This is a genomic window from Robertkochia flava, from assembly GCF_020166515.1.
Classification (GTDB): domain Bacteria; phylum Bacteroidota; class Bacteroidia; order Flavobacteriales; family Flavobacteriaceae; genus Robertkochia; species Robertkochia flava.
Genome location: NZ_JAINZT010000008.1, coordinates 200,586 through 212,842 on the forward strand (window position 1 = coordinate 200,586; position 12,257 = coordinate 212,842).

Annotated in this window: 10 protein-coding genes; 5 read left to right on the forward strand and 5 right to left on the reverse strand. The window is 48.4% G+C overall.

Features of this window, described 5'->3' with window-relative positions:
• Positions 1-212: 212 nt before the first annotated feature.
• The 3 genes from K7R11_RS13935 to K7R11_RS13945 all read right to left on the reverse strand — a co-directional run bounded on the left by K7R11_RS13935 (position 213) and on the right by K7R11_RS13945 (position 4,415).
• A complete protein-coding gene (locus K7R11_RS13935; RefSeq protein WP_224491364.1) occupies positions 213-1,637 on the reverse strand; it encodes an amidohydrolase family protein in 1,425 nt (474 codons plus the stop codon).
• A 79-nt stretch (positions 1,638-1,716) separates the two neighbouring features.
• The gene (locus tag K7R11_RS13940) at positions 1,717-2,826 is read right to left on the reverse strand and encodes a lipid II:glycine glycyltransferase FemX (protein WP_224491365.1); all 1,110 of its coding nucleotides are present in this window, start codon (positions 2,824-2,826) and stop codon (positions 1,717-1,719) included.
• Positions 2,827-3,080: 254 nt separating this feature from the next.
• Positions 3,081-4,415, reverse strand: a complete 1,335-nt coding sequence (locus tag K7R11_RS13945; protein WP_224491366.1) for a YfcC family protein — start codon at positions 4,413-4,415, stop codon at positions 3,081-3,083.
• A 482-nt stretch (positions 4,416-4,897) separates the two neighbouring features.
• On the opposite strand from K7R11_RS13945, the gene K7R11_RS13950 reads away from it, so the two are divergent.
• Together K7R11_RS13950 and K7R11_RS13955 are read left to right on the forward strand one after the other, a co-directional pair.
• On the forward strand, positions 4,898-6,493 hold the full coding sequence (locus K7R11_RS13950; RefSeq protein ID WP_224491367.1) for an acyl-CoA dehydrogenase family protein: 1,596 nt from the start codon (positions 4,898-4,900) through the stop codon (positions 6,491-6,493).
• Positions 6,469-6,702, forward strand: a complete 234-nt coding sequence (locus K7R11_RS13955; RefSeq protein ID WP_262899825.1) for an acyl-CoA dehydrogenase C-terminal domain-containing protein — start codon at positions 6,469-6,471, stop codon at positions 6,700-6,702. The genes K7R11_RS13950 and K7R11_RS13955 overlap by 25 nt, the downstream gene beginning before the upstream one ends.
• Here K7R11_RS13955 and K7R11_RS13960 read toward each other — a convergent pair.
• Positions 6,699-7,886, reverse strand: a complete 1,188-nt coding sequence (locus K7R11_RS13960; protein WP_224491370.1) for a DUF1343 domain-containing protein — start codon at positions 7,884-7,886, stop codon at positions 6,699-6,701. The genes K7R11_RS13955 and K7R11_RS13960 overlap by 4 nt on opposite strands.
• 165 nt (positions 7,887-8,051) lie before the next feature.
• On the opposite strand from K7R11_RS13960, the gene K7R11_RS13965 reads away from it, so the two are divergent.
• Genes K7R11_RS13965 through K7R11_RS13975 form a run of 3 tightly spaced genes read left to right on the forward strand, consistent with a single transcriptional unit; the run spans position 8,052 to position 11,725 of the window.
• Complete coding sequence (locus tag K7R11_RS13965; RefSeq protein ID WP_224491372.1) at positions 8,052-8,519, forward strand: (2Fe-2S)-binding protein; 468 nt, start codon at positions 8,052-8,054, stop codon at positions 8,517-8,519.
• 39 nt (positions 8,520-8,558) lie between these two features.
• The gene (locus tag K7R11_RS13970; protein ID WP_224491377.1) at positions 8,559-10,802 is read left to right on the forward strand and encodes a xanthine dehydrogenase family protein molybdopterin-binding subunit; all 2,244 of its coding nucleotides are present in this window, start codon (positions 8,559-8,561) and stop codon (positions 10,800-10,802) included.
• Positions 10,803-10,840: 38 nt separating this feature from the next.
• Complete coding sequence (locus K7R11_RS13975) at positions 10,841-11,725, forward strand: dienelactone hydrolase family protein (protein WP_224491378.1); 885 nt, start codon at positions 10,841-10,843, stop codon at positions 11,723-11,725.
• A 77-nt stretch (positions 11,726-11,802) separates the two neighbouring features.
• On the opposite strand, the gene K7R11_RS13980 is transcribed toward K7R11_RS13975, so the two are convergent.
• On the reverse strand, positions 11,803-12,249 hold the full coding sequence (locus K7R11_RS13980) for a GNAT family N-acetyltransferase (RefSeq protein WP_224491379.1): 447 nt from the start codon (positions 12,247-12,249) through the stop codon (positions 11,803-11,805).
• Positions 12,250-12,257 lie beyond the last annotated feature (8 nt).

The window sequence follows — 12,257 nt, forward strand, 5'->3', positions numbered from 1 at the left end:
AAGGATGAAAGCCCCGTAATCTATAATTCATAATCTATAATTCTTATTCCCTACCTGCTGTGTTGCCCACCGGCAGGATTTTCTCCCATGAGGGATGGCAAACTCTCCATTCTCAAACCTACCGTGCTTCGCACCGGCAGGCAAGCTCATCCTCAAACTCATCCTCAAACTCATCCTCAAACTCATCCTCAAACTCATCCTCAAACCCAAACTCAATTAATCCCCACCTTGCCTTCCACCGATTCAAAAAGTTTTGCCGAATCGAAACCGACGCCGCTTTTAAAGACCAGTTCCATGTTTCTGATATTGCGAATATCTTCTTCCAGGTCGCCATCGATCAGGATGAGATCGGCCCATTTGCCTTTTTCCAGGCTCCCTGTTCTGGAGGCCATATCCAGGTAAGCCGCCCCGTTAAGGGTAACGATCTTTATCGCATCGCCCAGCGGAAAACCGTGTTCCACCAGAATTTCGACCGTGCGCTGGTTGGCATAACCTGCAACGGTACGACCTGCACCTGTGGGATCTGTGCCAGCCATAAGATGTCCGCCCTTATCGTAAAAACGCTTTAACCAGGAGAGGTTCTTCCTGAACAGGACAACACTTGAAGAATCCCGGTTCTGCATCCGGTCGTATTGTTGTTTCACCCTTTCGAAGATCTGGGGGGCAAGTGCCTCATCGCCGCCTCCCGGAATGATCTCGTGGTTGGTATAGGGTTCCATGACCACCGGGGTGGTGGTTATCGCAGTTTTGTTTTTGATGAGGAGGTCGATGAGTTCCTGCATTTGCGGACTGTTTTCGGGAAGTTTTAAAAGGGCTTCCCTAGCCTTGAACGGATCGCATACCTCGGCTTTTTTATCCTGTAAAAAATCACTGGAAACCATGAACCCGTGTTCCAGGTTATCAATCCCCCAGTTAGAGGCTTCCATATAGGTAATGGAGCAGAGGTGGCCCGTAACCTTCATGCCCAGTTTATGAGCCTCCGCAACACAGGCCTTGAGGTCTTCCCGGGTGATATGATTGTAAAGCTTAAAGGAGGTGACGCCACGATCGGCCCAAAATCTCACCATTTTCCTGACCTCTTCCGGGTTACTCACAAATCCGAGCTCAGCGATCTCATAGCCCTCCCGTTCGATGAACGGACTGGTCACGTCCATTCGCGGTCCGGTCATCTTACCGGCTTCGATCCATTTTTTAAGGTTGAGGTCGGTTTCCGGCTGAATGCTCCCTGCGGTTCGCATGGTAGTAACCCCTCCGGCCAGGTAGAGCCTGGGAAAGGAAAAACTCATCTGGTCTACACTGAACCAGTTTTCAAAGGGATTGGAATAAAAAATGTGCTCGTGCATCATTACCAGACCCGGGATCACCGTTTTTCCTTCGCCGGAAATGACCAGAGCTCCTTCCGGGATCACAATGGAATCCTTATGCCCCAAATCCCTTATCATTTCATCCTGGATGATCAGGGTTCGATCGCTGATGGCCCCCTTTCCGGTTCCATCAATAATTTTTACACCGGTTATGGCTACTACAGCAGTATCAACTGCGATAAAGCGTTTTACCGGGTCTGCATAGCTTTGGGAATGTAGAAAATTAATGCAGAAGAGCAACGAAAAAAGGGATAGTACATACGTATATTTCATACAGGGAAGTGTTTATCTTCTAAATATAACACAATTCCCTTTATTTCAGTCACTTATAAAAGAAGGGGTATTGATGAAATTAATTCATCATATTCAGCTCCTGGAACCTGAATTGATTGTACAGTTCCTGGTGATACGGGTAATCCCAACACCCCATTCGGTGATACAGGTCGCCCCCGAATCCTTTTTTATAAATATGTACCCCGTGAAGCGGATGGTGAGGGTTGAGGTTGGGGGCCGACCCGAACATATCGTATTCGGTACATCCCCATGCCTTGGCTACCCGGATCGATTCCCATTGCAGGGCATAGCTTGCCATCATGTTACCGCGGCCTGAAGAAGAGGCGCCATAAAGGTAAGTGGCTCTGTTTCCGGAAAGGACCAGGAACATGGAAGAAAGATAGTTCCCGTCCTGCTCGGCCATCAGCATTTTAATGGTAACCCCTTTTTTATGATTGTCCTGGTTCTTGAGGATGGAAGCAAAATATCCTTCGTTCTGCAAAGGCATATTATGTCGTAATGCCGTATCCTCATACAATTTATACCAGGAAGCTATATGTTCGATCCCGTATTCCCTCACCTGAATCCCGTTTCTGAGTGCTTTACGAACGTTATACCGGGTGTTGTACCTCATATTGGCCATAAGCGACTCTTCACTCTGGGTGAGATCGAGGAAAAAGGTATTCTTAGGAAGGATGTCGCTACTGCTCTTTTTGAGGTTCCAGTTGTGCGTCTTGTAGTTAACCCTGAATTCCTGGGTGTTGGTTTGAGGCGGACCGATCCAGTTGCCCTGCAGGTCAAAATACTCTTCCTCGGCAGACCACTGATTTTGCCAGATCAGGTCATAACGGATGAAAATGCAATTGGCGGGCAAATGAGGTTTGATATTCTCAGAGATCTGCTCCAGGAAGACACCCTGGTTCTCGAATTCCGGTTCCATTTTCGGGCCATAAGGCACATAGGCATAGCAGGTATCCCTGTCGATGTACTTGATAAGTACCAGCAGGTCTTCCCCTTTTTTTGACAGCTGCTCTGCATCACTCTCGAGAAGGCTTTTTGAAACAGTGAGTTCAAAAGCAGCAGGAATAAATCCCTGTTCCTTCTTGATCCTTCCCCAAAATGGGGTTTGTGGGAGAATCTTGGTGGAATTCAACTCTTCAATACCTTTTTGTTCCAGTGTGCAGATCATGTTAAACTCATTTTCAGCCGGCAAAACTAAAAAACAGATCCGGAATGGGTAAGAGGTCCCGGGAATTTTTGAAATTCAGGGAATTATATGCAAAGGAGAATGGATATGATTAAAAAGAACTTAAAAAATCCGCGAATTGCTTATCGAAAATAAAAAATGGAGAAAAATGTCATCAAATCGATACGGTTTAGGCGCTTTTGTCAACAAAAACCGAAATTTTCATGAGCTTTCATCTGAAATTTTTCACCGTATCCCTATTGATATCCTATAGCTACAGCAACAAAGATGGTGATCGCACCCACGGCCAGGGTAATGAGCAAGGGTTTAAGAATAAACTTCAGCCATTTGTTATATGGGATACCGGCGATAGCGATCACTGCCATTAATGCCCCGTTGGTAGGTACAAAAAGGTCTGCAAGCACCGCTCCGTACTGGTATGCGAGCACACAGGTCTGTCGGGAGAGTCCGATAAGATCGGAGATTGGGATCAGGATGGGCATGGTCATCACCGCCTGTCCGGAGTAGCTGGGCAATGGAAAATGCAGTATACTTTGCGCCAGCATCATGATCACCCCGGAAAAAGCGGGTGAGAGCTTTTCAAGCGGAGTGAACAGGTGGTAAACGATGGTATCGATCACCGTTCCTTCTTTTAAAACCAGGGATATGGAGTTGGCCAGTCCGATGAGGATGGCAGCAAAGATCATTTCCCTGAATCCTTCAATAAAATATTCCCCGGTTCTGTTGAATCCCAGGCCACCAATAAGGCCTGCAGCAATACCCAGGCCGAAGAAGGATGCCGATAATTCATTAAATCCCCAATCCAGCTTTATCATGCCGTAGGTAACAATCGTGAAGGTGATAGCAGTTAGTCCGAGAATTATTTTGCTACCAGGACGCATCCGGTCTCCTTCGGTGGAAAGCGGGATCTTTTTAAATCGGTTTTTACGGGCATAATAGGTAAGGTAGAGTACCCATAACACAAAAGTAATAAGTAATACCACCAGCCTCAATTCACTACCTGAAAGCAGGGGTATGCCGGCTTCCCTTTGGGCAATGACCACGGCAAAGGGATTTGACGGACTAAAGGCACTGCCTATAACCGCAGAGCCATAACTCATATAGATCACCGTAAAGGAATTGTAACCCAGGCTTCGACCGAAGAGCAACAGAACAGGGATCATCGCGATTAGCTCTTCCTGCATACCTATAGTAGCTCCCGCGGTGACAAAAAGAGCCGAAACCATGATCAGTGCCAGGACTTCCCTGCCTTTGAGAATTTGAATAAGCCCCGATAAGCCCTGGGTAAAGGCACCTGTTTTCTCGATCACAAAAAAAGCACCTCCTATCAAAAGGATGAGTACGATGGTGCTGGCGCGACCCGTAATGCCCCTGGGGATGGAGAGAAGAAGTTCGAAGGCACTTATCCGATCTGCCGAGGTGGTTTGGTAGGAATCATTGATCACACGGGTAATGCCCGTTTCCTCATCAGTGATCCTTTGATATTCCCCCTGGGGGATCAAATAGGTGAGTATCCAGGCAAAAAAGATTACAATAATGATAATAACGAATGCATTTGGAAATTTTTTCATCCTTTGCCTTGGCTAGAGATTAACTGTTTAGGCTGTTGACCTTTGAAATTTTTAAGTTGCATTTACTTTTTATGGTTGTCAGCCAGGCTGAATTATCTCCCTCTTCCGAGAGCGTTTGCTATTTTTCATTTCGTCCTGAATATCAGATGCTTACTTCTAATCTAGGGATATTTTGTGAAAAATAAGGAATGTTAAGTAGAATAAATTCGTAGCTGGCGGTTTGGATTGGCGTAGGGAGGTTCAGTTGATATTGGTGGTACACACACAAACAGGGTCAAAAGTAGCCTTGAGCTCCATCCTTTGTTTTGGTTATGTAGGGTATTATGGGTTAATTATCGGGAACATCCTCTTGTGTTATCAGAAAAGTCTAACTTAATGCATTGGGAAACAGCGATATTCATGAGTATTCAGAGTGATGGAATGCCTCAGTGATGGGGCATTCGCCCTGATCATTTCTCATCAGAATCAGAAATAACGATCTAATGAAAACATATACAGATATAAGGACCCTGGAATTTTTACTCTTTGAAGTGCTTGGGATGGAAGAAATTCTGAAGCTGCCGCGATTTCAGGATCACGATACGGAATCGGTTACCATGCTCATTAATGCGGTTAAGGATTTTTCTGACAAGGAGCTCTATCCTTATTTCCGGGAGATGGATGAACATCCGGCGCATTATGAAGATGGGGAGATCATCGTGCACCCCCAGGTAAAGAAATGTATCCGGGAGAGCGGGGCCATGGGACTCATTGCAGCACCTTTCGATTATGATCAGGGAGGGATGCAATTACCGGGTACCCTGGTGCATGCCTCGGCATGGATACAGGAATGTGCCAATAATCACCTCCCGAATTATCACGGACTTACCCAGGCTGCCGCTAACCTTATTTCGCATTTCGGAAATACCCATCTAAAGGAAACCTATTTCCCCAGGATGCTTACCGGTGAATGGACCGGTACGATGTGCCTTACCGAGCCCCAGGCCGGAAGTTCCCTTTCCGATATTACTACTACTGCTATTCCTGAAAACGATCATTACCTCATCCAGGGCCAAAAGATCTTTATTTCCGGGGGCGACTTCAAAGGGGCAGAGAATGTGGTACACCTGCTACTGGCCCGGATCAAGGGGGCTCCTCCGGGGGTTAAGGGCATTTCCCTTTTTGTAGTGCCAAAGTACCGTCCTGATCAGGGAACTGAGATGACCTTTAATGACGTAAATACCATTGGTGACTTCCAGAAAATGGGACAAAAGGGGTATTGTACCACCCATCTTTCCTTTGGAGACGAAGGGGATTGTCGCGGTTGGCTGGTGGGAGCGCCCCATCAGGGATTGAAGTATATGTTCCTGATGATGAACGAGGCCCGGATCGCTGTAGGGCGTGGTGCTGCTGCCATTACCATGGCCGCTTACCAGGCTTCTCTTGCCTATGCCAAAGAGCGGCCCCAGGGCCGACTATTGGGGGATACCGGTAAAAAGAACCCGGAGGAACAACAGACCCTTATTATTAATCACCCCGATGTAAAGCGAATGCTGCTCATGCAAAAGGCCGTTGCGGAGGGCGCTCTGCAGTTAGTCCTGTTATCGGCAAAATTCCAGGACCTTTCTGTGGCACATCCGGAGGCATCGGAACGCGAAAAATATAAGGATCTGCTGGACCTGCTTACCCCTGTAACCAAAACATGGCCCGCCGAAAAGGGGATGAAGGCTGTAAGCAACGGGCTTCAGGTTTTTGGAGGTTATGGGTATTGTACAGATTTTATACTCCAACAGTATTTCCGGGATATTCGCATATTTTCCATTTATGAGGGAACTACCGGGATACAATCGCTGGACCTGCTTGGCAGAAAGATAGGGATGAAAGACGGGAAGGTGGTACAGGCCTTGTTCGAGCTGATCGATACTACAACTGCCCGGGCATCAGAAATGGAAACCATGAACGCTTACAGCCTTCAGTTAAAAGAAGCAGTGGCAACTGCTAAGGAGGTTGTTAAGCATCTGACATCCTTTGCCACAAAAGGGGAATACGAACTTTTTACGACGCCACCGTGTTTATGGAGCTTTTCAGCACCTGTGTGATCGCCTGGTTATGGCTGGAAACCGCTGTTCATGCCGGGGTGGCCCTTGAAGAAGGATCGGGCAGTCACCCGGAAGATTTCTACAGGGGAAAAATCCTTACCATGAAATACTATTTCAAGTATGAGCTTCCCGGGGTTGCATCTGCAGCGCATATTCTGAAGAGCGCAGAAACTCCGACCCTGCAGGGGGATAATAATGATCTTTTTTAATAGCGTTTAATGGAGTTGAGTTGTTCCAGGTAAGGGGCATGGTCCTTTTCATATGTCTCCAGTTCTTCCATATGCCCGTTTCGCTCCACCCAGTTTCGCAACAGATCCGTCCCGTTTATGATATCAATCGGAGTATGGGTATAATCGTACTCGTAAGGCGGCGAGAGCCACCTGAAGTCATCCTCAAGAACATGATACAGCTCTTTCAGCAGGAATTGTCCGGCCCTCCAGGGTTGTGCAGTTTTCCGGTTGGTAATATGCAACTGGAATCCACCACAAACCTGGTCGGCATGTTTCTGAAAGGTCGGCATGAAATTTATGGGCCGTAAGACCATGCCCTGCAATCCTGATCCTTTAAAACGGTCTTCCAGGTGTTTCTCAAACAGTTCATAAGAGGCGATCTTCGGATGTCCGGCGATCTCCAGGGATTGGGTGGTGCCCCTGCCTTCGCTCAGGTTGGTTCCTTCAAAAAGAACCATGCCCGGAAAAGTTAAGGTGCTTTCGGGCCGGGCGATATTGGGGGAAGGCAGTAGCCATGGGAGGCCGGTATCCTCAAAATACATCTCCCGCTTCCATCCCGACATTTCAATAACGCGAAGGTTCGCCTTTACTTTTGTCCAGTACTTCTGATGCATGAGGGCAACCTCGGCTATGGTCATTCCATGTCGCACCGGAATTGGGTGTCTTCCAATAAAGGATGCAAAATCTTCATCGAGAACATTTCCTTCTATTACAGATCCGTTTATGGGGTTAGGCCTGTCCAGGACGATGACTTCGATGTCTTTCCCCGCGCATTTTTCCAGGATCAGGGTGAGGGTGTATATGTAGGTATACATTCTGCAGCCGATGTCCTGAAGGTCGATAAAGAAATGATCGATGCCTTCCAGCATGGAGTCTGTAGGCACCCTGGTTTCTGAATACAGGGAATAGACCGGGATGTTGAGATAAGGGTGGATAATGTGGTCGGTTTCGATCATATTATCCTGGGCATCGGTGGAGAAACCGTGCTGAGGCCCGAATAGTTTTACGAATCGGTTTCCAAAACACCTTTTAAAGGCAAGGGCGGCTGGCTCAAGATGCGAGGTAACAGAAGCGTTGTGGCATAGCAAGGCAACATTGCCTTTGAATTCACCGCAGCGTTCTGTGTTTTCGGTGAGCAGGTCCAGACCGGTTCTTACTTTCATGGCATCAGGGATTGGTTAGGATTAAAGATAGGATTTTTTGGGGATGTAGGGATATAGGGATGTAGGGATATGGGGATACAGGGATGCGGGGGATATTCCAATAATTCTCCCTTTGTAATCCCCGCTATATCAAATTTTTGTAAATTCAGGAAAATTTAATCAATCATGGCAACATATAACCTGAACATCAACGGTAAAACAGCCCAGGTAGATGTTGATCCGGCAACTCCCTTACTATGGGTGCTTCGCGATCATCTCAAACTGGTGGGCACCAAATACGGATGCGGGATTGCCCAGTGCGGGGCCTGTACCGTTCATATAGGCGACGGGGCAGTGCGATCCTGCCAGATCCCGGTATCCTCTGTAGGCGAACAGAATATAACCACCATCGAGGGGCTCTCAGAGCACGGCGATCATCCGGTACAACAGGCCTGGATGGAGGTGGATGTCTACCAGTGTGGTTACTGTCAGGCCGGACAGATCATGCAGGCATCTGCGCTATTGAAGCATAATCCCAATCCGTCGGATGAGGAGATCGAAGCTACCATGAGCGGTAATATTTGCCGTTGCGGGACCTATACACGAATCAGGAAGGCTATCCGGCTTGCAGCTGATAAGTCACAGAATTCCTGATAGGACGGTCCATCCATTAACTTCAAAAGATTACTGAAAATGACACTCATAAGAACAAAAATAGGCAGAAGATCATTCATTAGAAGCTCGGCATTGGCCGGCGGCGGACTCATGCTGGGATTCAGCTGGTTTGCTTCCTGTAAGAATGCGGAAGAGGCAGAGGCTGTATTGCAGATGCCGGATGAATGGTTTGAGATCAACGGATTTTTAAAGATCGGTAACAACGGGGTGGTCACCATTATGTCTCCCAATCCTGAGATCGGGCAGAATGTGAAAACCTCCATGCCGATGATCGTAGCCGAGGAGCTCGATGTAGACTGGAACAATGTGATCGTGGAACAGGCCCCCTTAAATACAGATATATTTACCCGTCAGCTGGCCGGAGGAAGCCAGTCGATCCGACAGGGGTGGCAAAGTCTTAGGATGGCCGGGGCCACGGCCAGGCAGATGATTATCGGGGCAGCAGCCCAGGCCTGGGGTGTACCCGCCGAAGAGATCACGACCAACGCAGGTCAGATCAAACATGAAGGCAGCGGAAAGACTGCCGGATATGGAGAAATGGCTGCAGCTGCAGTGAACATTGAAGTACCGGAAGAGGTAAAGCTAAAGGAAATCTCAGAGTTTAAGATCATAGGAACTTCCCGTAAAAATGTGGACGGACCAAAGATCGTAACCGGACAACCACTGTACGGATTGGATTACCAGGAAGAGGGAATGCTTATCGCCATGATCGAGCACCCTCCGGCATTCGGAATGAAACTCAAGTCTTTTGACGAAGAAGGGGTAAAGGCCATGCCAGGCATTAAGGATGTCTTTAGTATTGAAGTGTATCCCGACGATTATACAAAGCTTTGGGCGGATGCCACGGTGTTCGATGAGCTTGTGGTTGTTGTAGGAGCCTCCACCTGGGAGGTGATGAATGCCAAGAAAGCGCTGAAGGCGCAGTGGGAACCATTTGAAGAATACAAGGACGCCTATGACGGCAGGGAACAGATCGTTCCGGCCGGATTGGAAAATACTTCAGAACATTACAATAAATTGGAAACCATGGGGGCTAAGCTGGCCAAAGTGGTACGCCGGGACGGAGATCCGGAGGCAGCTTTCAAGAATGCCGCCAGGGTGATCGAACGCAGGTATTCCTGCCCCTTCCTTGCGCATAATACCATGGAGCCTATGAATTTCTTTGCCCATGTTACCGATGAGGAGGCAAAGCTGATCGGACCTATTCAGACACCTGAGTATATGGAGAAGTCAGTTTCCGCCAGACTTGGATTGCCTTTGGAGAAGATCGATATACAGATGACCCGGCAGGGAGGTGGTTTTGGCCGCCGTCTTTACGGACACTTTTTAGTGGAAGCCGCTGTGATCTCCAAAAAGATGAATGCTCCCGTAAAGCTGGTATACAGCAGGGAAGATGATATGACCTACGGGGTATATCGCCCGTCCTACCTGGCCACTTACCGGGCTGCGTTTGATGAAAATAACAACCTGACCGCATTCCACGTCAGGGCAGGGGGTATTCCCGAGAGTCCGCTCTTTGCCAACCGTTTCCCGGCCGGAGCTGTAGACAATTACCTGGCAGAATCCTGGGAGGTAGGCTCCAATATCAGTATAGGCGCCTTCAGGGCTCCCCGATCTAACTTTATCGCGGGAGCAGAACAGTCGTTCCTGGATGAGGTGGCCGAGGAAATGGGGAAAGATCCAATAGACCTTCGCCTGGAGTGGCTCGCCAAAGCCGAGAAATCGCCGGTAGGAGAAGAAAACGATTATGATGCGGCCCGTTATGCAGGAGTACTGCAACTGGTTAAGGATAAGGCCAACTGGAGTACAGAACAGCCCGGAGTACACCGGGGAGTTTCGGCTTACTATTGCCACAATTCCTACGTAGCTCAGGTGCTTGACATGACCATGGAAGGTGGAAAGCCGGTGGTGGATAAGGTAACCTGTGCTATTGATTGCGGGATCGTGGTGAATCCGGATGCTGCTGTGAATATGGCAGAAGGAGGAATCGTAGATGGCATTGGTCATGCGATGTACAGCGGAATGACCTTTAAAGAGGGAGAGCCGCAGCAAAGCAACTTTGACCGGTATCGCCTGATCAGGAATAGTGAGGCCCCTAAGGCGATCGATGTGCATTTTGTGGAAAATGAGATCGATCCTACAGGGTTGGGAGAGCCGCCATTTCCACCCATCATGGGGGCTGTGGCCAACGCACTTTACAGAGCTACTGGGAAACGACATTACCACCAGCCTTTTGTGCAGGAGCGAAGCCTTAAAGGATAACCCGGATCGCGTTAATAACCTAAACACCATATACCTTCATGAAAAAACTGCGTAAGGAGGATATCAAACAGGAAGTTTTTGACCTGTATGATGCCTATGCTCATAACCGGATTTCCCGTCGCGATTTTGTGGAAAAACTGGGCTTATATGCCGTTGGCGGTCTCACCGTGGGATCCCTGATGAGCTTTCTCATGCCGGATTACACCAACACGCTTATTACCAATGCCCAGGATCCGCAGCTGGACTCAAAATTTATCACCTATACCTCCGAAAAAGGGGGTGGAGAGATCCGGGGGCTGCTTTCGAAGCCTGCTGAGCATAAGGAGAAATTGGGTGGTATCGTAGTGGTACACGAGAACAGGGGTTTAAATCCCTATGTGGAAGACACGGCAAGAAGAGCCGCCCTGCAGGGGTTCATCACCCTGGCCCCCGATGCGCTTTCCCCCCTGGGTGGCTACCCGGGGAATGACGATGAGGGTCGCGCCATGCAAAGAGAACGGGATCGCAATGAGATGCTCGAAGATTTTATAGCCGCCTTTGAATACCTTAAGAATCACGAAGATTGCAATGGTAAAGTTGGCGTGGTAGGCTTTTGTTTTGGAGGCTGGATCTCCAATATGATGGCAGTAAAAGTACCTGATCTTGCCGCAGCAGTGCCATTCTACGGTGGGCAACCCCAGGAGGATATCGATAAGATCAACGCGCCCCTTATGTTGCATTTTGCAGGACTGGACGAACGGGTAAATGCGGGCTGGCCTGCTTATGAAGAGGCATTAAAGGCGAATGGAAAGCCATACGAAGCTTTTGTATATCCGGATGTAAACCATGGATTTCACAATACATCAACTCCAAGATATGACGAGAAGGCTGCAGAACTGGCATGGGAAAGAACCATGGCGTTTTTTAAGAAGCACTTGTCCTGATCTGTTGCTATCTCAACACATAAAAAAGCCCCGGGAATCTGTTTTTTCGGGGCTTTTGCTTTATGGGTTAAAATTTTTCAGGAGTGAAGCCGGAGTAACCATTCCTCCTTGGTGTTGCTCTTTCCCTCAAGGGAGAAGCCATTGGCTTCGTAGAACGGGATAAGCCCCTGGTCTTCCACCGTTAACCAGAAGGATGTCCCGGGAAGGATATTCCTCAGTTCCTTCAGCCAAAGAGACGCATAGCCACGGCCGCGAAATGAAGGGAGGGTGTATAAAAATCCGATATAGGGCTTTCCTTCGCTAAAATAGCGAGGGGTGGTTTCCGGAAAAGCCTCCATCTCCGGAGCTTTCTCATAAAACAGGATCCCGAGGGTGGTAATGCGGTGGCCCTGTAACAGCGCATATACCCGGGCAGTCCCCTCGTAGTCCGGCCAGACCGGGAGCAGAACTTCTTTCCAGTCATCCGGATACAGCGAAAATGCTGTATTGACCTCTTCTTTCCCGGTAAGTTGCGTAAACTCCATTGTTTCCA